23 protein-coding genes and 1 pseudogene are annotated in these 22900 nt (G+C 40.1%); 4 read left to right on the forward strand and 20 right to left on the reverse strand.

The window, feature by feature from the left end; translation table 11 throughout:
* Positions 1 to 28 precede the first annotated feature (28 nt).
* Positions 29 to 694 carry a potassium channel family protein gene (locus RYX56_RS09240; RefSeq protein ID WP_317121771.1) on the reverse strand — a complete coding sequence of 222 codons (666 nt, stop codon included), beginning with the start codon at positions 692 to 694 and terminating at the stop codon, positions 29 to 31.
* Between the two features lie 208 nt (positions 695 to 902).
* Here RYX56_RS09240 and RYX56_RS09245 point away from each other — a divergent pair.
* Positions 903 to 1058 (forward strand): annotated as a pseudogene (locus tag RYX56_RS09245) (DUF421 domain-containing protein); the annotation flags it as partial.
* Positions 1059 to 1173: 115 nt separating this feature from the next.
* Here RYX56_RS09245 and RYX56_RS09250 read toward each other — a convergent pair.
* From RYX56_RS09250 to speE, 8 genes are all read right to left on the reverse strand, one after another.
* On the reverse strand, positions 1174 to 1950 hold the full coding sequence (locus tag RYX56_RS09250) for an alpha/beta fold hydrolase (protein WP_317121772.1): 777 nt from the start codon (positions 1948 to 1950) through the stop codon (positions 1174 to 1176).
* Positions 1951 to 1964: 14 nt separating this feature from the next.
* Entirely contained in the window at positions 1965 to 2135 is a 171-nt protein-coding gene (locus tag RYX56_RS09255; protein WP_317121773.1) for a XapX domain-containing protein, read from the reverse strand.
* 65 nt (positions 2136 to 2200) lie between these two features.
* Positions 2201 to 2683, reverse strand: coding sequence for a DUF456 domain-containing protein (locus RYX56_RS09260; protein ID WP_317121774.1), 483 nt, complete (start codon positions 2681 to 2683; stop codon positions 2201 to 2203).
* A 65-nt stretch (positions 2684 to 2748) separates the two neighbouring features.
* Positions 2749 to 3210, reverse strand: coding sequence for a hypothetical protein (locus tag RYX56_RS09265; RefSeq protein WP_317121775.1), 462 nt, complete (start codon positions 3208 to 3210; stop codon positions 2749 to 2751).
* A gap of 382 nt (positions 3211 to 3592) precedes the next feature.
* The gene (argS, locus tag RYX56_RS09270; RefSeq protein ID WP_317121776.1) at positions 3593 to 5263 is read right to left on the reverse strand and encodes an arginine--tRNA ligase; all 1671 of its coding nucleotides are present in this window, start codon (positions 5261 to 5263) and stop codon (positions 3593 to 3595) included.
* Positions 5264 to 5266: 3 nt separating this feature from the next.
* The gene (locus tag RYX56_RS09275) at positions 5267 to 5704 is read right to left on the reverse strand and encodes a YwiB family protein (protein WP_317121777.1); all 438 of its coding nucleotides are present in this window, start codon (positions 5702 to 5704) and stop codon (positions 5267 to 5269) included.
* A gap of 279 nt (positions 5705 to 5983) precedes the next feature.
* Positions 5984 to 6853, reverse strand: coding sequence for an agmatinase (gene speB / locus RYX56_RS09280; RefSeq protein WP_317121778.1), 870 nt, complete (start codon positions 6851 to 6853; stop codon positions 5984 to 5986).
* A 12-nt stretch (positions 6854 to 6865) separates the two neighbouring features.
* A complete protein-coding gene (gene speE / locus RYX56_RS09285) occupies positions 6866 to 7693 on the reverse strand; it encodes a polyamine aminopropyltransferase (protein ID WP_317121779.1) in 828 nt (275 codons plus the stop codon).
* 281 nt (positions 7694 to 7974) lie between these two features.
* Here speE and RYX56_RS09290 point away from each other — a divergent pair, with 281 nt between their 5' ends.
* Positions 7975 to 10092 (forward strand): transglycosylase domain-containing protein, encoded by a 2118-nt coding sequence (locus tag RYX56_RS09290; RefSeq protein ID WP_317121780.1) that lies wholly within the window; start codon positions 7975 to 7977, stop codon positions 10090 to 10092.
* A gap of 42 nt (positions 10093 to 10134) precedes the next feature.
* Here RYX56_RS09290 and nhaC read toward each other — a convergent pair whose 3' ends face one another.
* From nhaC to RYX56_RS09310, 4 genes are all read right to left on the reverse strand, one after another.
* Positions 10135 to 11571, reverse strand: a complete 1437-nt coding sequence (gene nhaC / locus RYX56_RS09295) for a Na+/H+ antiporter NhaC (protein ID WP_317121781.1) — start codon at positions 11569 to 11571, stop codon at positions 10135 to 10137.
* A 223-nt stretch (positions 11572 to 11794) separates the two neighbouring features.
* Positions 11795 to 12505: a GNAT family N-acetyltransferase gene (locus RYX56_RS09300; protein WP_317121782.1), complete on the reverse strand. Its 711-nt coding sequence runs from the start codon at positions 12503 to 12505 to the stop codon at positions 11795 to 11797.
* Positions 12506 to 12533: 28 nt separating this feature from the next.
* Positions 12534 to 13652 carry a mandelate racemase/muconate lactonizing enzyme family protein gene (locus tag RYX56_RS09305; RefSeq protein WP_317121783.1) on the reverse strand — a complete coding sequence of 373 codons (1119 nt, stop codon included), beginning with the start codon at positions 13650 to 13652 and terminating at the stop codon, positions 12534 to 12536.
* Positions 13653 to 13705: 53 nt separating this feature from the next.
* Positions 13706 to 14974: a Glu/Leu/Phe/Val family dehydrogenase gene (locus RYX56_RS09310; protein ID WP_317121784.1), complete on the reverse strand. Its 1269-nt coding sequence runs from the start codon at positions 14972 to 14974 to the stop codon at positions 13706 to 13708.
* Between the two features lie 307 nt (positions 14975 to 15281).
* On the opposite strand from RYX56_RS09310, the gene RYX56_RS09315 reads away from it, so the two are divergent.
* Entirely contained in the window at positions 15282 to 16661 is a 1380-nt protein-coding gene (locus RYX56_RS09315; RefSeq protein ID WP_317121941.1) for a sigma-54 interaction domain-containing protein, read from the forward strand.
* A gap of 40 nt (positions 16662 to 16701) precedes the next feature.
* On the opposite strand, the gene RYX56_RS09320 is transcribed toward RYX56_RS09315, so the two are convergent.
* From RYX56_RS09320 to RYX56_RS09330, 3 genes are all read right to left on the reverse strand, one after another.
* Positions 16702 to 17121: a pyridoxamine 5'-phosphate oxidase family protein gene (locus RYX56_RS09320; protein WP_317121785.1), complete on the reverse strand. Its 420-nt coding sequence runs from the start codon at positions 17119 to 17121 to the stop codon at positions 16702 to 16704.
* A gap of 92 nt (positions 17122 to 17213) precedes the next feature.
* On the reverse strand, positions 17214 to 18035 hold the full coding sequence (locus RYX56_RS09325; RefSeq protein WP_317121786.1) for a GNAT family N-acetyltransferase: 822 nt from the start codon (positions 18033 to 18035) through the stop codon (positions 17214 to 17216).
* A gap of 237 nt (positions 18036 to 18272) precedes the next feature.
* Positions 18273 to 18803, reverse strand: coding sequence for a YwhD family protein (locus tag RYX56_RS09330; RefSeq protein ID WP_317121787.1), 531 nt, complete (start codon positions 18801 to 18803; stop codon positions 18273 to 18275).
* Positions 18804 to 18947: 144 nt separating this feature from the next.
* Between RYX56_RS09330 and thmT the strand changes: the two genes are divergently transcribed.
* Positions 18948 to 19133, forward strand: coding sequence for a 2-hydroxymuconate tautomerase (thmT, locus tag RYX56_RS09335; RefSeq protein WP_317121788.1), 186 nt, complete (start codon positions 18948 to 18950; stop codon positions 19131 to 19133).
* Positions 19134 to 19191: 58 nt separating this feature from the next.
* Here thmT and RYX56_RS09340 read toward each other — a convergent pair whose 3' ends face one another.
* From RYX56_RS09340 to RYX56_RS09355, 4 genes are all read right to left on the reverse strand, one after another.
* Positions 19192 to 19695: a YwgA family protein gene (locus tag RYX56_RS09340; RefSeq protein WP_317121789.1), complete on the reverse strand. Its 504-nt coding sequence runs from the start codon at positions 19693 to 19695 to the stop codon at positions 19192 to 19194.
* A gap of 13 nt (positions 19696 to 19708) precedes the next feature.
* Positions 19709 to 21007: an HD domain-containing protein gene (locus RYX56_RS09345; RefSeq protein ID WP_317121790.1), complete on the reverse strand. Its 1299-nt coding sequence runs from the start codon at positions 21005 to 21007 to the stop codon at positions 19709 to 19711.
* Between the two features lie 224 nt (positions 21008 to 21231).
* A complete protein-coding gene (locus RYX56_RS09350) occupies positions 21232 to 22473 on the reverse strand; it encodes a dicarboxylate/amino acid:cation symporter (RefSeq protein ID WP_317121791.1) in 1242 nt (413 codons plus the stop codon).
* 190 nt (positions 22474 to 22663) lie between these two features.
* A complete protein-coding gene (locus RYX56_RS09355; RefSeq protein ID WP_317121792.1) occupies positions 22664 to 22888 on the reverse strand; it encodes a YuzB family protein in 225 nt (74 codons plus the stop codon).
* Between the last annotated feature and the right edge of the window lie 12 nt (positions 22889 to 22900).

The following is a 22900-nucleotide window of genomic DNA, read 5'->3' on the forward strand; positions in this document are numbered from 1 at the left end:
AGACAACGTATTGTCTGTGCTCTCATTCTTAAAGTCCCTCGTCCTCAAATCGGTTAATATCTAGTTTATGACCCATGACCACGAGCATATCGCCTTTATGAATAAGGTCATCTGGCATTGGCGAGATATTCATCTCCTCTCCTCGCTTCATAGCAAGGATTGTTACCCCGTATTTCGCACGTACATTTAATTGAACGAGCGTCTTATCATTTACCTTATCTGTTGCGCGAAGTTCGACGATACTATATTCATCTGAAAGGTCAATGAAATCGATCACTTTTTCAGAAGCCATATTATGAGCTATACGACGTCCCATGTCTGATTCTGGATGGACGACAAGGTCTGCCCCGATCTTTTCTAATACTTTATGATGATAATTATTTTGAGCTTTCACCCATACGATAGGAACATTCATTTCCTTTAAAACAAGCGTTGTTAAGATACTAGCTTGGATATTGTCACCAATTGCTACTACTACATGTTCAAAATTCGTGATTCCAATTTGCTTCATCGCATTTTCATCGGTCGTATCAACTTGCATCGCATGGGTTGAGTAAGCAACGTACTCACTAACCTTATCTTCGTCTTTATCGATCGCAAGCACTTCATGCCCTCTTTCATATAACTCCTTACACACACTTCCACCAAAACGCCCTAAGCCAATGACCGCAAACTGCTTTTTCTTTTTAGCCATGTCTTACCACTCCTTTTTTTAAAACCATCACAAAGAAATGGTTATCTTCCGTTTTCATAGAGTTAATTTACTCCTGTTAAATCGAGTTGTCAATCATACGTTCATGAAAAAATGTAATAGTTGATTACGCTTTGTTATATTGGGTTATTAGCATAGGCTTTATTTCATTTGGTAAGACTGTTGAAGAAATTCTAAAGTGGAGGGCGCTATGGCGGAACATGTTGAAATTTTGACACGAACGATTGTTGCTTTTACTTCTTTATTACTTAGTGCTAAGTTACTTGGAAAACAAACCATTTCTCAAATGACGACATTCGATTTTATTGCGACCATTACACTTGGGTCGATTACGGCAAACTTAGCATCTTACCAAATATGTGATATATGCTGTGTTGGCTCCAAATGGAAAGCTCTATATCGATACATACAAAGACGACTTTCTCGCTCATCCGATTATAAAGAATTGATCCAAGCTATTGTTAGACGAGCTCTCTTCGTTTAAGCCATTCGCTAATCACTTGGTTGCATTCATCCTGCCGCTTTGTAGGGACTTGATGAGCAACACCCGACACCAAAACTACCTCTACATCATGTGCTTTTTTCACGAAATCATAGATGTAATGATGCATGATGATATCTTGTTTGCCATAAACCAATAGCAATGGCATGTTAAGTTGATTAAGTCTGTGGATGGATTGATATTCATGACCTATTTTATAGGTTTCACTTAGCCAATTAGGATCAACCTCTTGAATGATTGACTGCATTTCTTTCGCATGAATTTTATTTTTAAAATGAGCTTTTGGGAGAACATAGCTAATGAGAGACATCCATCTTTTCTTCGCCGCCCACATACCAAGCTTAAATTCTTTATCTAGCATGAAAGTTGCCACTTCAGGAAAGCCACCCAATAATATTAAGCCGCTTGTAATCTCAGGAAATCGCAGGGCAAACTCCTGAGCAATCGAGCCTCCATTTGAATACCCAATAATGATTGCTTTTTTTGCACGAAGCTTCTTTAAAACCACTCGTACGCACTCTGCTTGTTCCTCAATCGATAAAGCTTTCGTATTTTTATCTTTGCTATGTCCATTACCAGGTAAATCAAGAACGACCACTTTACCAAGAAAAGATAACGGATATTGATACCGAAAAGTAAGATGGGACATGGCAGGAGGATGAATAAAGACAAGTGGTAGCCCTCTCCCCCGCACTTCATAAAAAATCTTCGTTCCCTTATAAGAAGCGTACGCCATGTCAACCTCTCCTTCTACTTCATAATCATCGGCCAAACCATTTCATAAAGCTTGTACCCTAAATAAATACCAACGATCCCCATAATTCCTGGTAGAGCCGGTGGTGCTGGAATTGGTAACTTAATTAAAGCAAAAACAAAACCAACGATTAACCCTGCTATGATAGCTAAAATAATTTCCTGCATCCTTATTTCCTTCTTTCTGAGATCTCTCTTCTCTTACTTTGTGTGATATGAAGCAGATTATGCTTCTAAATAAAAACTTCGATAAAAAACCAAATGATCAAGATAAGTTGAACGAGTCCTTTTGCAACCGTCCCACTTAAAAAGGCAAAAAATGAGGCAATAGCAACCAATACTGCTTGACGGGGATCCTTTGTTGAAATCAACTCGGTTATAAAAACGAGGATAAAAGGAACTAAAATGATCCCAAATGGAGGCATGATAAACGAACCGACGATCACACCTAGAGCAGCCATTCGCTCACTCCACTTTGAACCTCCGTATTTCTTCACAAAGAATTGACTGGCGATTAAATCCGCGGCAAATAGTAAGACAGTCAGAACACCAGCTCCAACCCAAAACCAGATTGATAAGGAGGCTCCATCTATTAAAAAGATATACATCAAGAACCCTACCCATAATACAAGCACAGAAGGAACAATGGGAAAGAGCAGTCCAATAAAGCTCAAAATAAACAAAGCGACAATAACAATCCAAATAACAACTTCCATCTTACAGCTCCTTTCTATTAGACAAGAAAAGAAGCCTCATCTAAAAGGCTCCCCAAAAACTAGGACTATCTTGAAATCGTTGCAAGTTCAGCTAACACATAATCACGGTCGCTTTCTTTTTCGATATGTGCAACTTGTTGATGGGCATAGGCAAGATGAGCTTTCATATGCTCAGTCTCACCTAGCAAACGATAAGCCCGAGCCAGGGCTTCCGCAACAAATGCTGCATCAAATCCCGTTAATTGATAGTGATCGTGGATTCGTTTATTCGCTAGAGCGTGCTTAAGTGCCGCTTCTCCTGCTCCAATAAGTGCGTACATACGAGAGATCTGCCACTCACCACGTGACCAATTAACATGATCACCAACCACTCCCCAATGATATCGGGACGTATGAGCCATATGAATCATTTCAAGCTCCTCATCTTCTGTACGATCAGTTTTATCCATTAAAACCCACGTGCGATTAAACAAACTTACAGCTAACTCTCTGTGTTGTTCTTTGGTGAAGGTCGTCTCGGTACTCATTCTACCCCCTCCCGATTTACTAGTAGCTTTGCACATAGTTGAAGGTATTTCTCTCATAAATCTCTTATAGCGCTCATAATAGGTCGAGAAACTGCTTCTCGCTCATTTATATATTTTAGCCGCTCATATCTTCCTGAGAGTCGCTCATATACCGATTATTCCGCACATAACTCAATGCGAGTCGCTCATAAATCTCTTATAGCGCTCATAATAGGTCGAGAAGCGAATTTTCGCTCATTTATAAGTATCGCGTTCATATCTTCCTGTGAACCGCTCATATTCCCATACGAGTCGCTCATAACCGATTAAAGCTGATAACGTTTTCGTATTTTTGAAACAAGTAGCTCCCTTTCACTAAGTGAATAGGGAGCTTTGAGTGGTTTTACATTTTCTCTGGTGCTGATACTCCAACTAGTGCTAGTGCATTTTGAATCGTTACTTGAGTCGCCTTCATAAGAGCAAGACGCGCTGTACTCTTATCTTTATCCTCAGCATCAATAACTCGCTCTGCATTATAAAAGCTGTGAAGAGCAGAAGCTAGGTCATGAGCATAGTTTGTGATACGGTGAGGCATTTGCTTTTCTGCCGCTTCAGCTACAACTGCTGGGAAATCACCAATGGCTTTTAATAGGTCATATTCCTTTTCCGTTGAAACAGCTGATAGATCTGTATCCATATCATACGTTAGGCCAAGCTCTTCTCCTTGACGAAGCATACTACATACACGAGCATGTGCATATTGTACATAGAATACAGGGTTCTCATTAGATTTAGACACAGCAAGATCCATATCAAAATCAAGTTGAGAGTCCGCACTACGCATCGCAAAGAAATAACGGACAGCATCGATTCCTACTTCTTCCATTAAATCACGAAGAGTAACAGCTTTACCCGTACGCTTACTCATCTTCACTTTCTCTCCACCTTGATACAAGCTCACCATTTGAATAATTTGTACTTCAAATTGTTCAGCAGAATAACCAAGCGCTTGGATCGCAGCTCTCATACGAGGAATATAACCATGGTGGTCAGCACCCCAGATATTGATCAGCTTATCAAAGCCACGTTGCATTTTATCTTGGTGGTACGCAATATCAGGTGTGAGATATGTGTACGTGCCGTCATTTTTGATTAGCACGCGATCTTTATCATCACCGTATGTTGTTGAACGGAACCAAGTGGCTCCATCCAGTTCATACGTTTCACCTTTTTCATCAAGTGTGTCGAGAACTTCAATCACTTTGTTCGACTCATAAAGAGATGTTTCAGAGAACCAGTTATTAAACTCAACACGGAACTCTTTTAAGTCAGACTTAATTTTATCTAGCTCTTTTTGAAGACCATATTGACGGAAGAATTCACGACGCTCAGGTTCTGATACACTCACATACTTATCGCCATGCTCTTCTGCTAGAGCTTTTCCAAATTGTACGATGTCTTTACCACGGTAGCCTTCTTCTGGCATTTCCTTTTCTAAGCCTAACGCTTGGAAATAGCGAGCTTCTAGAGAAAGAGCCAGATTGTTTATTTGGTTACCGGCATCATTGATATAGTATTCTCTCTCAACATTAAAACCAGCTTTACTAAGTACGTTGCATAGCGCATCCCCTACAGCAGCTCCACGTGCATGTCCTAAATGTAGGCTACCTGTTGGATTGGCTGATACAAACTCGACTTGAATCTTTTCGCCCTTACCAACATTAGTCTCACCGTATGTTTCGCCCGCTTTAAGAACAGCTGGTACAACCTCACGTAAATAACTTTTGTTCATAAAAAAGTTAATGAATCCAGGTCCTGCGATATCGACCTTTTCAATTGATGCTTGTTCTTTATTTAGTTTAGCTACTAATTCTTCAGCAATCTGGCGAGGTGCTTTTTTAGCAACACGTGCTAGTTGCATCGCCATATTTGTCGCATAATCACCATGAGCTTTATCTTTTGGCGCTTCTAATATGACTTCTGGAAGCTGCTCCTCTGTTGCTAGTCCTGCTGAAATAACCGCAGCTTTGATCTCTTCTTTCAAGTTTTGCTTCATTTGTTCAACACTGTTCATGTCTTACTGATCCTCCTCTAATGTCAATCGTACTTCATGTTCCCCTGCATCTTGTCCTTGTAGTAAAAATCGGTACTTGATGTGGATCTTACCTCGCTGTTTACGGGTTGGCCACGTAACAAGGACTTTATCTGTTATCGCCTTTGTTTCCCACGACGCTTCTGACGTAACATAGCGACCAAGCGACTCTTCACCTGAAATAAAGGCTTGTCGCATTAATACTGAACCTTGACGAATAAGCATTAACTCACGCCCATCCCATTTCATCGTCGTTTGGACAGATTCCGTTTCCGTTAAGGCTTCCTCAAATCGCAAGTAATCTTGACTTCCTTTATGATAGAGCTCACCTCTTGCTGTAAACTCATAGGAATCTGTATGATCGGTATGTTTAATTTTATTTTGGAAGATCATTTTCACTGTTTTCTTATTTGGTTTATTCATTCAGTCGCACACCTTTCTACAAGTGCGGGGGTTTAGATTATCACAAATCTAAACAACCATTCTTCTATTGTTCAAGTTTAGCGATTTTATCCCTTAGTTGCAAGGTTCTGTTCTGTGTCTATCTGTGATTTCGAGTCGAATCGTTTGAACACTGTATATAGGGGATGCCCTAAGCTCACTTTTAAACAACAAATTCAGGAAAAAGAAAAGAAAAAGATGAGCGGCCAATCTTAGTCGCTCATCTTTGTTGTCGTCTATATAATCTGCATAGGCACTACTTTACACCCAGCCTAGTATTATTTCGCGAATCATTTTACTTGCGGTGATTTGCGTTTGTTCTGTTGGGTCATAGGCTGGTGCTACTTCTACAAGGTCCGCTCCAATAATGTTGATACCAGAATCCGCAATGGCACCAATCGCATCTAGTAATTCTTTTGATGTGATTCCGCCAGCTTCAGCTGTTCCTGTTCCTGGTGCACATGATGGATCTAGAACATCAATATCAATTGTCACATAGACGTTACGACCTGCAAGAGTAGGAAGAATTTTTTTAAGTGGCTCTGCTACCTCGAATTTAGACATATGCATGCCAGATTCTTTAGCAAATTGGAATTCCTCGCGCATCCCAGAACGGATACCAAATGAATACACATTCTCTGCTCCAATTAATCCACACGCTTTACGAATCGGTGTAGAATGCGAAAGAACTTCTCCTTCATACTCCTCACGTAAGTCAGCATGGGCATCAATATGAATGATCGCGATATCTTCGTATTTTTTATTCATGGCTTTAAAAATCGGCCATGATAATAAATGCTCTCCACCAAGTCCGATCGGGAACTTACCATCTGCAAGCAACTTATCTACATACTCCTCAACCATATCAAGACTACGAGCTGCGTTACCAAAAGGAAGTGGAATGTCGCCTGCATCAAAGTAATTAACTTCTTCTAAATGCTTGTCCATATATGGGCTATATTCCTCTAACCCAAGAGAAGCTTCACGAATACGATTCGGACCAAAACGAGAACCTGGGCGAAAAGAAACTGTCCAGTCCATCGGCATACCGTAAATAACTGCCTTAGCTTCTTCATAACTTGGGTTACTCATAATGAACACTTTACCTGAGTATGCTTCATCAAAACGCATCGAAATTCCTCCTTATTTCACAAGATCACTAACAAACTTCGGTAGAGCAAATGATGCTTTATGAAGGTCTTTTGTGTAATACTTCGTTTCGATCTCGTGGAAACGTTCCTCTGGCACTTCTAATGGATCATGTTTTTTCGAGCCCATTGTAAATGTCCAAAGTCCACTTGGGTACGTTGGGATGTTAGCTGTATACACACGTGTGATTGGGAAAATCTCACGAACATCACGTTGTACTTGTGTAAGTAAATCTTTGTGGAACCATGGGTTGTCTGTTTGAGCAACGAAGATTCCGTCTTCTTTTAGAGCACGAGAAATCCCTTCATAGAATCCTTTTTCAAATAATTTAACAGCTGGTCCAACTGGCTCAGTTGAATCAACCATAATCACGTCATATTCATTTTCTGCTTTGGCAATATGCATGAAACCATCATCAACTTGTACATCAACACGTGCATCATCAAGAGCACCTGCAATAGTCGGCAAGTATTTTTTAGAGTACTCGATTACTTTCCCGTCGATCTCAACAAGTGTCGCACGCTCAACAGATGGGTGCTTTAATACTTCACGGATTACACCACCGTCACCGCCACCTACAACTAGCACATTTTTAGGGTTTGGATGTGTAAATAAAGGCACGTGAGCAACCATTTCGTGATAAACAAATTCATCTTTCTCCGTTGTCATAACCATGCCATCTAGGACAAGCATATTTCCAAATTCTTCCGTCTCTACTACATCTAATTGTTGAAAATCTGTTTTCTCACTATGTAGCGTACGTTTAATTTTTGCTGTAATCCCAAAACGTTCAGTTTGTTTTTCTGTAAACCATAATTCCATCTTTCTTCACCTCATTAGAATATCTATTTCTTGCACTTATATGACTCATCTAACTGTACCTTTTCTTAGGTGCACACAAACATGGAAGGCAGTAAATATCCTTCCACAAGTTCCTTATTTTCATCATAACAAAAGAAAGTATATAGGAAACGATCAAAAAAGCAAGCAAAATATCAACACACTCACACCCCTAATGTTTAAAACATTCCAAAACAGCCGAGAATGGTATCACAACACTGTTTTATCTTACTTTAAATCTTGATTTTAATGAGGTGACATACATGGAAGTCATCATGAATAGACGGCTGAAAAGACGTAGAAGCTTGCTTCGCCTCTTTTTTAGATTAATTCTCTTAGGGTTAGTGCTTGCTGCAGGTGGGGCTGTTGCTTTAATGTCTTATGCCAAAATGCAAGGTCCACCTCCTCTTAGTGTCGCTCAAACAACAGAATATTTAGCTGTTGATGACACCACGATTGGTGAGAGTCACCGTGGACAGAATCGTTATTTTGTCCCATTTAACGAAATTTCTCCATTAGTGGTCGATGCAACCATCGCAATTGAAGATCGTAAATTTTATGACCACCTTGGCTTCGACCCTATCCGGATTGGGGGCGCAATTGTCGCCAATCTGCGTTCAGGCGCTAGATCTCAAGGAGCGAGTACCATCACCCAGCAATACGCTCGCAACTTATATTTATCTCATGAAAAGACATGGGTGCGAAAATGGAATGAACTGATCTATTCTCTTCGACTCGAGATGAATTATGAAAAGGAACAAATTTTAGAAGGCTATCTTAATACGATTTATTACGGTCACGGGGCATACGGGATTGAGGCCGCCTCCCATCATTTCTTTAGCAAAGACTCCAAAGACCTCACTTTAGCAGAAGCTAGTATGTTAGCCGGTATTCCAAAAGGCCCTAGCTATTATTCACCGCTAATGGACGAAGAGCGCGCTAAAGCCAGACAAGAACTGATTTTAGATGCCATGGTGGAGACTGGCAGTATTACAAGTGCAGAAGCAAGGGTTGCTAAGGGACAGGAACTGATCATTACCGGTGAAAAGATTGTACAAGGGCTGCAAATCGGGCCGTACTTTCAAGACCTAGTTGAGCAGCAATTGATTGAAGAAGCAGGGATTGAACCAGCCCGTCTTGAGGCTGGTGGACTAAAGGTGTACACCACTCTTGACCCTGATATGCAAGAAGAGGCAGAGCGTTGGATCAAAAAAGAAATGCCTCCAATAAAGGCAGAAGCCCTTAATCAGAATTTAACAGATGACGAGCGAGCAGCCTTAATTTTACAGACCGCTTTAGTGGCGATGGACCCTAGAACAGGCGATGTTCGGGCATTAGTCGGAGGACGAGATTACAAACAGAGCCAGCTCAACCGGACCACTCAATCCAAAAGACATGCCGGTTCTACTTTTAAGCCATTCCTATACTATGCTGCTTTAGAAAATGGTTCGACACCGGCATCAACCTTATTAAGTGAACCTTCTACCTTTCAAATAGATGAAGGCCGAGGTAGCTATTCTCCTAGTAATTTTGGAGAAAACTATGCAAATGATTTCATCACACTTTTGCAAGCACTAGCCTTCTCAGATAATATCTATGCGGTTAAAACTCATCTTGTACTTGGAACGGATAAGCTTATTGACGTTGCCCAGCGAGTTGGAATAGAGAGTCCCCTTCGCGAAGATGCTTCTTTAGCTCTTGGAACAGCCGATGTCTCTTTACTAGAAATGGTGACTGGCTATAGTCCATTCGCTAATGGCGGACAAGCGGTTAAGCCACGTTTTATTAGGAAGGTAGTCGACTTGAATGGACGTGTGTTGTATGAAAGTGAGCCAGAAAAAAAGCAGGTACTAGACCCTAAGCTTGCCTTTATTATGACTGATTTAATGACCGGAATGTTTGACCCTACTCTCAATGCCCACGCTTCCGTTACAGGTGGTTCAGTTTCTCATCTTGTGAACAGACCAGTGGCCGGAAAAAGTGGCTCGACCAAGGTCGATAGCTGGATGATTGGCTATACCCCCCAACTCGTCACAGGTGTATGGGTAGGCTATGATAAAGGTGAAAGCATTCATCAAAGCACTGAAGGTCAAATTTCTAAGAAGATTTGGGCTAACTTCACCGAACACGCCTTAAAAGATGAGTTGAAGCTTCAATTCCAGAAACCACGCGGCGTTGTTGCAGTAGAGATGAATCCGCAAAGCGGCTATCTCGCATCGGAGACATGCCCAAAGAGTAGAGTAACGTATTTTGTTGCAGGAACAGAGCCGACGAAGACCTGCCCTGAAACAGCGAAACCAGACGGTACAGATGCCATTGATGAAGAGCAGCATGAGGAAGAGAGATTTATCGACAAGTTCTTTAAATGGTTTGGTCATTAAAAAAAGAGGCTTAGGTTAATCCTAAGCCTCTTAACTGATGGTTTATATCGCTTTCTGTTCGCTCTTGTCTTGAGCCTCATTCATCTCAAGAATTTGTGCATCTGTTAAGCGCGTGATCGTAAAGCCAGTCCACGCATAGATAATCGATAAAATTGGTACAACAAAGTTCAATACTGCATAAGGTGCATATTCAAATGGATGAACAGCTAAAGTGGCAAAAATGAAAATGGCACATGTATTCCAAGGAACAAACACCGATGTTAAGGTCCCCCCATCCTCTACAGCCCTAGAGAGATTTTTAGGGTGCAGCTTCTGGTCTTTAAAGCTTTGTACATACATACGGCCAGGCAATACTACTGATATATACTGTTCAGCTGTCGTAACATTTGTGAAAAAGGCTGAAGAAATAGCTGTCGTGACAAGTCCCTTAGATGTCTTAGCAAGCTTTAAGATTTGATCAACCATAGCTTTTAACATCCCTGTATTCTCAAGCACTCCACCAAATGTCATCGCAACAATAGTTAACGAAACGGTGTACATCATCGCTTCAATTCCACCACGATTAAATAAACTATCAATCATTTCATTACCTGAGCTAATACTAAAACCATCATTTAATGTATTAACTGCATCCCCTATTGATCCACCCTGGATGAAAATATGTGAGAGAAAACCTAAAATCACACCGACCGTGAGTGCAGGTAATGCAGGCACTTTTTTGGCAACAAGCATGATCACAATAGCTGGCACTAACAACAACCATGGTGTAATCACAAAGTTATTTTGAAGGCTCACCATTACCTCGGACACGTTACCATCTATCACATCAGAACCTGAAAATGATCTTCCTAAATACCAGTACACCCCTAAGGCAATGATGAGACCAGGTATCGTTGTTGCTAACATATGCTTAATATGTTCAAATAAATCAACACCTACCACACCAGCTGCTAGATTGGTTGAATCCGAGAGCGGGGACATTTTATCCCCAAAGTAAGCACCAGAGATAATCGCACCTGCAATCATCGGTGCAGGGATGCCCATGCTAATTCCAATGCCCATACCAGCCACACCAATCGTTCCCATTGTCGACCACGAGCTTCCAATCGCAAGAGCGACAATTGCTGAAATAATGGTCATCGTCATAAGGAATACTTGCGGGGAAATTAATTTAAGCCCGTAATAGACCATCGTTGCAATAACTCCTCCACCAATCCAAGCCCCGATAATTACCCCTACAATGATAATAATAACAACCGCAGGTAAAGCGAGACGTATCCCTTTGTAAATGCTCTCTTCTACTTCTTTCCAGCTAAAACCACAACGCCACGCTATGAAAGCGGATACAATCGTTCCTAGAATAAGTGGAATATGAGGCGATCCTTCAAAAACAACAATCGTAAAACTCATCGCTACAATCATAATAATCAACGGTACGACTGCCAAGCCAAAAGAAATTGGTTTTCTCTCTCTTTCCATATGTACTCCCCCTATGCGCATACTCTTCCATTATTTAGAATTATCAAACTATAATTGCAAGCTTTGTGCCAAGTTTGTACATTAGATGTTTCAAGCTTTTCTCTTATTCGAAAAAGAAAGAGCGCAAAATTTCTTTCGTTCCGAAAAAAATTATTACAGTTATGTATGAGCAACCAAGCTTAAAAGGTTCTTCTACATGTGCAAAAAAATGGGCTCTTTTGCCCTAAAGGATTGGTTTTGCAAACCCAACCATCAGTTGGCCTTCTTTTTGAAACAATTCATAACCATAATAACCTTGCTCTAGTAATCGTTTTTGTCCTTCGAGATCCTCTAGTGCAATAAGCTTAGCACCATCATTGTCTAATCTCATCTCTCGTTGTAATTCCCTCATAAAAATATAGCGTAAATGACCAGCATACTTCTCTTTAACTTTTGCAATTAATAAACCTTGAGACAATTTGTCCTTTAAGCTGGGAAGGTTAAAGGGATGAACTGTACAGCAGACATAATGATAGGACCCATTCATATTTTCCAGCTCTTTCATAACTAGAAAAGCTAAGCGCTTTTGCAGCCCGTTTCCTCGATAATCAGGATGAACAGACGAAATCTCTTGATGTACAACTTTCATTTGTTCATCAACAGATAAACCTAAGTCACGTCCTAAATTCTCTTTGTCTTCTCTAGGAAACCATAACGCTCTAAAGGCCACCAGGTGGTTTCTCACAATAACGCCAAGCATAAGGCCATTCCCTTCCAAGATCGTTCTAAATTCATCGTTTGATAAAGGTTGTAATGTATCTTTCTTTTCTAAAGTATCAAGCACCACTTGTTGAACGTTTAAAATAGCCGATAAATCTTCAATCTTTAATCGACGCACCTGATATGTTTCATTTGCCTTTGTAGCTTGACATGTCAACTCTCCTGTATAGGTCACGCGTAACGCTCCTCTCAAATTAAGTGACTTACGATTTTTTAGATATGACGACTTTTTCCTCTGTTAGCTCCTGAAGGACATTTTCATCAATTTGAATTCCAAGTCCAGGAAGTTCATTTAAACGAATATAAGGAATATCATACACTAAATTCCCCACATCTTTTGAAAATTTTAACGGACCTGTAAGTTCGACACTTGTAATTGCTTTTTTGGAAAATGCGACATGAAAGCCTGCAGCAGACCCTATCGAAGACTCAACCATAGATCCTATTTGACAGGTCATACCTATCATCTCCGCTTGATGAACGAGCTTCATTGCTGGATAGATTCCGCCGCATTTCATCAGCTTAATGTTCACTTTGTCAGCGGCACGCTTTAAACTTACTTCACGCATCTCTCGCGTCCCTTTTACTCCCTCATCTACCATAATTGCAACAGATGTCTTTTGTTTCACTTCACGTAAAGCATCAATGTCATCTGCAAGAACCGGTTGTTCAATCCAGTCGACCTGACAATCTTGAATCTTATTAATGACCAATAGCGCCTCACTACACGACATCCACCCTTGATTGGCATCAATTCGTATCAAAATATCACTACCGACTCTCCTCCGAACGGACTTTACACGTTCTACGTCTGTTAAAGGATCTGTCCCTACCTTCATTTTTAGTGCTCGATAGCCCATAGCAACTACTTGTTCAGCCTCATCGGCCATTTCATGTGGAGGTTTGATACTAAGTACATGTGCCAATGAAAAACGTTCATGGTACCTCCCACCTAAAAAATTATATACAGGTTGATTTACCGCTTTTCCGATAAGGTCGTAGCAAGCAATATCTATCGCAGCCTTTGCTGTTGGTACTCCGTAGATGGTCTCATCCATTAATGCATGAATTTTTTCTATTTTAAAGGGGTCTTCTCCAATAATTGCTGAAGCTAAATGATGCTTGATGACTTGAACTGTACTTCTCGCACTCTCTCCTGTTACATGTTCATCGGCAACCCCTTCCCCGTAACCAACCAAGCCACAATCGGTCTCTATTTTCACAATAATCGCTGGCATCGATGAGTACGTATGATAGCTAACAATAAAAGGCTCTTTCAATGGTAATTGAATCAAGTAAATCGATACTGATGTAATCTTCATACGTCTTGCCCCCCCTCAACAATCTGAGCCAAGTAAACTTGGCTTCAATTCTCCTAAACCCATCCTCTAAATCGAGAGGCTTCAGCCATTTTTCTTACTCCAACCATGTAAGCTGCTAACCTAGTATCAACATGATGGCGCTCTGCTGTTTCTATTACATTGTTAAAGGCTTTAACCATCTTATCTCGTAATTTACCGGCAACTTCTTCTTCAGACCAATAGTAACCAAGATTATTTTGCACCCATTCAAAATAAGAAACAGTTACCCCTCCAGAGCTTGCAAGCACATCAGGAACTAGCAGAATTCCTCTTTTTGATAATATTTCAGTAGCCTCGAGTGTAGTTGGCCCATTAGCTGCCTCTACTACAATTCTCGCTTTAATCTTACTAGCATTCTCTTCTGTTATTTGATTAGAGATTGCAGCTGGAACTAAAATATCACATTCTCGCTCAAGTAACTCTTTATTGGTAATCGTCTGTTTAAAAAGAGTGGTTACAGTCCCAAATGAATCTCTATTTTCAAGTAAATACTCAATATCAAGACCAGCTTCATCATATAAAGCTCCGTAAGCATCTGAAATTCCTACGATATTTGCCCCTCGCTCATGAAGGATTTTAGCTAGAAATCCGCCCGCGTTTCCAAAACCTTGAATAATGACCTTTGTGCCGTCAAGATCAAGTTGTTTTTTCTTTGCTGCTTCTTCAATACAAATTGTGACACCCATTGCTGTGGCCGTTTCTCTTCCATGCGAACCACCGAGGACCAAAGGCTTTCCCGTAATAAACCCTGGCGAATCAAATTCTCGGATTCGGCTATATTCATCCATCATCCAAGCCATAATTTGCGAATTAGTAAATACATCAGGCGCAGGTATATCTTTAGTTGGCCCTACTAGTTGACTAATTGCACGAACATACCCTCGACTCAACCTCTCAAGCTCTGGAAACGACATCGTACGTGGATCACAAATGATCCCACCCTTCCCTCCACCATAAGGAACATCTACTATTCCACACTTTAAACTCATCCAAATAGATAAAGCTTTTACTTCGTTTTCTGATACTTCTGGGTGAAAGCGCACCCCGCCTTTTGTTGGTCCTACTGAATCATTATGTTGTGAACGAAATCCTGTAAATACTTTGACTTCACCATTATCGAGCTTAATCGGTATCCGAACTGACAGCATCCGCATCGGTTCCTTTAATAGCTCATACACATCTTCCTTATAACCTAAATTAGACAATGCTTGATGAATAACCTCTTGTGTTGAAGCTAATACATCCTTTTTTACTTTTTTTGTTGGTTCCCCTACCTTCGCCATTCCCTCACCCCATTTTATTAGTAACTCAGCTTGTGAGTCTTGTTGAAACATACATGCTTATTTCTAGATGCAATCCTTGTGCCAATTTTTCATACGCAACAATAGGAGTTCCAGACCTTAATGCTAAAAACTTTTACACAGAGGAAAATCCAAAGTGACTTCCGCCTAATTTTTTTCGTTTTTCAAGAAAGAATGAAAATTTAATTTGCAGAAATCATCCTTTTTCGCTTAGGATAGAAAAGACAGAACGTTCTGAATTGGGGTGAGCGCAGTGGATCAATATCAAAAAATTAAAAAGCAGTTGATCATGTACGAAACACTTATTAATGAGATTGATGTAGGTATTCATGTTATTGATGAATTTGGGAAAACGGTTGTGTATAACGATAAAATGATGGAAATTGAATCATTATCTAGAGAAGACTTGATCAACAAAGACTTTCTCGACGTTTTCCGGTTTGAAGACGAACATGATAGTACGTTGCTTGAAGCGCTCCACCATCAAAAATCCACTCAAAATGTTAAGCAAACGTATTTTACTAAAGGTGGAAAAGAAATTACGACAATCAATAGGACATTTCCGATCACTGATGAAACAAATGTAATTGGAGCGATTGAAGTCGCTAAGGATGTTACTAAGCTAGAGCAACTCATTCGAAGGAATATGGAACAAAAAGGAAATACCAGATATACCTTTGACAGCATTATTGGAGGAAGTCACGCCATTCAAGAAGTCATTGAACATACAAAGCGCGCAACAAGGACTCCTTCATCCGTACTAATTGTTGGAGAAACTGGAACTGGCAAGGAATTGTTTGCACAAAGCATTCATAATGGGAGTGAACGAACAACTGGGCCTTTTATCTCTCAAAATTGCGCTGCGATGCCAGACACTCTAATTGAGAGCATCTTATTTGGCACAAGTAAAGGGGCTTTCACTGGGGCAACCGAGAAGATCGGCCTGTTTGAACAGGCTGAAGGAGGCACTTTGTTACTTGATGAGATCAACTCTCTAAGTCCGATGCTTCAAGCCAAACTATTACGTGCCATCCAAGAGAAATCGATTAGAAGAATTGGCGACACTATTGATCGTAAAGTTAATGTTCGGATCATTTCAACAATAAATGAAGATCCAATCGAAGCCATTGCAGAAAATCGTTTGCGAAAGGATTTGTATTATCGTTTAAGTGTCGTATCCCTTTTCATTCCTTCACTTCGAGAACGAAAAGAGGATATTCCTTTATTAGTGGATTCATTTATTGGGAAATACAATCAATTGTTCCGCATGGAGGTTAAAGGCGTTACACAGGAAGTACATACCCTTTTTGCTGAATATGACTGGCCAGGAAATGTTCGTGAACTTGAACATATTATTGAAGGAGCGATGAACCTAATCGTGGATGAAGAGTGGATTGATGTGAGTCACTTATCATATAATCTCAAAAATAAAATGCAACTGATTAAACATCAAGCCCCTGTTACGTTTACTAAAAGTAAACAGGATAAAGATTTTCCGGAAAGAGCTTCTTCGATTTGCAATCTAAAAGACTATCTACAAGAAGCTGAACAATATTATATTAAAAAAGCTCTCGAAAAACATAAATATCATAAAACAAATGCAGCAAATGAACTTGGACTTAGCAGGCAAACGCTACAGTACCGTATTAAACGATTAGATCTTGAGTAACGAAAAAAAGCCGTCTGCTCCATGCAGACGGCTTTCCTATTTATAATTCCAACACTTGTGGTTCTTCTCCTGCGTTCATGAGACGAATCATTGTCGGCTTAATTTCAAGCACAATATATGAAGGATCTTCTGGACCTTCAAACCATCTGCTAAAGGAATCACTCCAAATTTTCTTCTTCAGCTCATCCGAGTCTCGTATGGTAGCTTGTCCTTCTACCTCGACAAATTTATCACCTAACCCTTCACCTTCATACCCTAATAGAATATGAACATTCGGATTCTCGGCAATCTCCTCTGCCTTATGAGTGTCTTTATCTGTAGGTGTAAACAGTGTGAAGTCTTCGTTAAAGAAAGACATATAGCGTGAATGAGGCTTATTGTTTTTAACAGTTGCGAGTGTGCCTATCTTTTGGTTCTTTAGTACATCTAAAATTTTATTTCTTAATTCCTCTTGATTCATCCAAAACAGCCCCTTTAAATAGATTGTATATGTAGTATTCCTTATCCACTACAAGCTTAAACAACTATTTAGTATAGGACTGCTTTAATCGTTCATTCTGAAAATGTGTAATAATCTTGGGTGCTAAACTGTTCAAACCCGACTGAAGTATACAGTTTAAGAGCATGTGCATTTTCAAGAGCAACCTCTAGCAAAACATCCTGTCCTTTGGCCGCCTCCTGTTGAATCAGTCTGACAAGTACAGCTTGACCAATCCCTTTTCCTTGCATAGATGTGGTCACAACAAAGCCATAAATCCATGAGGCCTTATCATCTACTATAACTCGGAGCTTGCCTGCCCTTACGTTGTTTGCATAAACAATATAATGACCCTTCTCGGCACCTGGACTATACATTGTACGAGCCTCTTTTTCGCTCATACCAAACCCTTCGGCATCCATTTGTATGATATACTCCAAATCTTCAGCCTGCGCCTCCTTAATCACCACATCGTCTCTTCCAGTCTCACTTCTTATATGAGGGTTCCATTTCATCTGATGCTCAGAAAATGAGTAGGTAACAGGCTGGTTCTTAGCAAAACGATGGCCAGAAGTTGAATTTGATGGGATGTTTAATAAGACAGTCTGAATACCAGACGACTTTAATTGCATTAAAGCTTCATTTAAAAGCATTCCTGCATATCCATTTCGGCGTTTGCTTGGTCTAACCATCCCGCATATTTCAGCTTTATTACCGAAGCGATAGATGCCTAAAAAAGCCACCAGCTCCTGATCTTCATAATAAAAATAATCGTTTGTTTCATTCTGTGGTCTTGTCTCGAGCATTTCCCAATTAAGTTTTAAGTTAATTTCGTCATACCTTTCGACATCTTGCTGCAACGTTTTTATATCTTGTAATTGTTTTGTTAGTAGCATGCTTGTATTCCTCCATTCGCATCCCCCTAACCATTCGCTACCAAATGAAGAAATCCTTCAGAACAATGAAAAAGCACGAAGGCAGTCGCCCCGTGCTTTTTCGTGTCCTAGTATAAATGTGTCTTTATACTACCTCAAGTTTACTCTCTCTTGAAGAAAAGCTCAAGTATGCAGTTCAGTGTTCAAAAATCGTTCAAACTTGACCAATATTTAGTATTTACAAAGCTCTATCTTCCTTTATTCCGCACCCAAAAGTGCTTCATGCAGTTCTTTATCAGAATGATTCCACATTGCTTCATTATGCTTTTTTAGAAAGTCAGCCAGAATTTTTTTGGATTTAGAATCCATATCATCAACTAAGATCTTGCCTTTTAACGACTTATCCATTTTATTCACATGCTCAGGTAAACTCTTGTACCCACGACGAATTTCGGTATCAACCGTCATTTCACAGCCAGCTACCCCAGCATAATAAGGTTTACTTTCTTTATATTGAATGGCTACCCATACAAGCCAATAGAGCTTTCCGTTAGGTACGTCCTCTTTGTTCGGTAAAAATTTAATTCGCTTTTCCACCGCAGATCGCGCATGGAGGGCACCCATATCAACAAACGCTTCACCCTCAGCCGGATCAACAAAAACCGGAGAAACATTATCAAGATTCATAACCCCTGCCCCGTAGCCACCGTGACCAGAAGTAGAGTCTCCACTTAAAATATTAAATCCACCCGTTTTCTTTTTAAGGTTATCATTATTTAACAAATCCATTATGTTTCATCCTTTCTTCATTTCATGCGATCTATTCTTTTTAATCCTTACGCTCTTCATTCTCCCTATAGTATACATGATCCTCGTTTGTTCTGAAAATATTTGCTAAAATAAAGATAGTCTTATAACAAAGGAGCGATTCTCATGCCAATCGTAACAGTACAATTACTTGAAGGCCGTACAGATGATCAAAAAAGAGCACTTGTTGAAAGAGTAACAGATGCCGTTTCTGAGACAACAGGAGCACCTGCTGAACGCATTTCAGTCGTCATTGATGAAATGAAGCCAACAAACTTTGCAGTAGCTGGTAAGCGTCCTTCTGATCAGTAACATAAAAGTCTCAAGTTCAAAAAAGCCAAACAACCTATTACTGTTGCTTGGCTTTTCCTTATTGAACTGTCTTCTTTAAAGATTCAATGTACATATAAGCTTGTTCAAAGTCTTCCTCTGTATAATTTTGCTTACGCTTTAACGTTTGTACTTTTTCTTTAACATCTTCCCGCGTTAATTCTTCAAAATACAACAAAGTAGAAACAAGCTCCAAAAAGCGTGCGCTTTGCTCATTTAAACTTTCAAACATCGGCTTCACTTTTGGTAAGTCAAATTGATACATATCTAAAAACTTTTGTCCTTCAGCAGATAGCGCATATCGATATTGATAATAATTGCCTTTATCTTCTTTTGTTTCAGCTATAAAGCCGAGGTTACACAGCTCTTCCATTCTTAATGATAATTCCTCTGAGTAAGGACCGAACATGTGGAATTTGTAGCGTTCTGTGAATGTGATATTCAGCTTTTTGGCAATATAGATAATCTTTTGCAGCTTTTTCCGTCCAACAACCTCACCAGCTTGCAAAAAGACCGCCATTACTTTCGCGTGGTCTTGTAGCAACCGTCACGCCCCCTTATTTCTGTAAAATCTCAAGTATCCGCTGTTTAACCTCTTTATGTTCACGCACGTCCTCTAAGCAGTCGAGCGGAAAGTATAACTTATGATCTGTTCGTTTTTTCCCAGAAATGGCTTCAACGACATCCGACTCACGAGATAGCTCACGAATCTTTCCATTAGGTAGAACTAGATGAATAGGCAGTCTCTCTTCTTCTTCACCTGGTCGATAAAAATCATAGGGAAGATCTGATGAGGAGTCGATCACTAAATAATAATCTGGATTTAGATCTGCTTTCTTAAATAGTTCCTGTAACTCTGGCCAATCGTTCATTCGTTGATTTGGATTAAATTCGACATATTTGAACAGACGTCTATTTAGAAATCTTACACAAAGATCACTCAAAATGCGATCCTCTTCTTCTTGCCAAATTTGAAAATAATAAAGGGTTATCGCCTCATCTAATCGTAAATAATCGTCCAAGCTCCCTTTTCCATAAAAGAAAGAATAAAAATGATTAGGCTTTTGTTTAAATTCATAACCTGCTAAATGCAGTTCTTTTGCGCGCTTAAAGATCTTGCTCAGAATCACTTCAGCACTGCGGGTTACAGGATGGAAATACACTTGCCAATACATCTGATAACGACTCATAATATAGTCTTCTACCGCGTGCATTCCGCTTTGCTTAATGACGACTTGATCTTCCATCGGTCGCATCACACGAAGAATTCTCTCCATATCAAAATGACCATAACTAACACCTGTGTAGTAAGCGTCACGTTGCAAGTAATCCATTCGGTCAGCATCAATTTGACTTGAAATAATACTGGAAATCAGCTTGTTGGAATAGGTTTTTTCGATCACATCAGCTACCGCTTGAGGGAAATCTTCACTCACATTAGATAGAACCTCGTTAATCTCCGTATCACCTAAAATAATTTCACGAGTCCATTCCTCATGGTCCATATCAAACACTTTTTCAAATGAATGAGAAAAAGGTCCGTGCCCCAAATCGTGTAACAGAGCAGCAGATAAGCTTAAAAGACGATCCTCCTCATTCCAATGGGGGCGCCCTTTAAAAACCTCTAAAATCCGCCTTGTAATTTCATATACACCTAGTGAATGATTAAAGCGTGTGTGTTCAGCTCCGTGAAATGTCACGTAGGTTGTTCCGAGCTGGCGTATTCGTCTGAGTCTCTGAAATTCTTTTGTGCCAATTAAAGCCCAAATTAATTCATCACGCACATGTATGTAACGATGCACAGGATCTTTAAATACTTTTTCCTCTTCAAGCTGTCCATAATAAGGTGTCGTCATGGTTATACCTCTCAATCCGTTCATTCTATTGCTTTCATTATATCGTAAGAATCTTACGAGTCCCACCTTTTGCTGTGTAATTTACACCAACTTTAAAGACTAGGACCTAGGTGATTGAGGGAGTAATCCACTACCCTCTACCCCTTAATGACATCATTTGAAACCAAAAGAAAGCATACAGACCAATATCAGTCTGTATGCTTTCTGCTTTATTCATTAATACATTATGCTTCCACACTTTTTTCTTGTTCAACAGTTCGATGTTTCTGTTCTGTACGGTCCACAACAACTGCACATGAAGCATCACCTGTGATATTTACAGCAGTACGGATCATATCTAGAATACGGTCCACAGCAAGTACAAGGGCAATCCCTTCAACTGGAAGACCAACTGAGGTCAATACCATTGCAAGCATGATCATACCTACACCTGGTACACCTGCTGTTCCTATACTAGCTAGTGTAGCTGTCAGAACAACTGTTAATAAATCCCCCATTGATAAATGTACAGCATATACTTGAGCAATAAAGACTGTAGCAACTGCTTGCATAATCGCTGTACCGTCCATATTAATCGTCGCACCAAGCGGTTGAACAAAGCTTGATACTGGCTTTGAAACGCCTAGCTTCTCCTGCGCCGTTTTCATTGAGATAGGTAAGGTCGCACTACTACTTGATGTACTGAAGGCAACCATCATCGCAGGGAAGAAGTTCTTAAAGAATTGAACAGGGTTTTGCTTGCCAAATAAAGCAATAAATCCACCATAAGTGACAATGGCATGAATGATTAACCCAAGGATAACAGCAATCATATACATAACCATTGATGCCAACACATCATACCCTTGTTCACCAAGAGCAGAGGCAATTAACGCAAACGCACCGTATGGGGCAAGCTTCATCGCTACGGTAACAAGATACATCATAATTTCATTACCTTGCTCCATTAACCTCATCACGCCACGCGTTTTATCCCCAAGCTTCGCCATCGCAAGACCTACTAACACGGCAAACGCAATGATCTGAAGCATTTCACCTGAAGCTAGAGCTTCGATTGGATTTGTAGGAATAATATTTAAGAGCGTGTCCATAACTGGAGGTGGTTCTTCTGCTGCAAATTCCTCACTTTGATCACCCATTAACCCTGGGTCACCTGGTTGAATGATGAATGCAACCGTTAAACCAATTACCAGTGCAATCGTCGTTGTTAAAAGATAGTAACCAACCGTCTTACCACCAATCCGACCTAACTTTTTAGGATCTCCCATTCCAGCTGTTCCAAGAACAATAGAAAAGAATACAAGTGGTACAACGAGCATCGTAATTAATTTTAGAAAAAGTTGCCCGAGTGGTGTTAAGAAATATGCATCTGCTACTTCAAAAGCTTCTGGTGCCCATGCATTAAAGGCTAGCCCTACCCCCACACCTAAAATGAGGGCAATTATGATCTTTTTTGTTAAGCTCATACTTAACCATCTCCTCTCTCTTTGCTGCCAATCTATGGTGTTGTCCTACTTTTGCGAATTTTTAATAGCCATATCCCTTTCCCTATTGTATCCGATTGCAAACCTCTTTTAGAAGTGAAAGATTATGGGATTCGACAATTTCCGCTATACTTTAAAAAGAAATCCTGACTTAAAGAATAAGTCAGGATGATTATTTTTTCAACTTTTTCTCTACTTTTTCAATCACTTGCTCCTCATCTGGAGCCGCAACCGGGCGATTATTAACAAATACAAACGATTTTTTTCGACCTGGTCCACAATATGATTGACAACGTACATCTATTGTTGCTTCAGGATCGACTTTTTTCAAGCGAGGCACGAGTGTTTTAATATTCGTCGCTTGGCATTCATCACAAATGCGAAATTCGTTAGCCATCTCCATGTTCCT

Source organism: Alkalihalophilus lindianensis, from assembly GCF_032843265.1.
In the GTDB taxonomy this organism is placed as follows: Bacteria; Bacillota; Bacilli; order Bacillales; family Bacillaceae_D; genus Alkalihalophilus; species Alkalihalophilus lindianensis.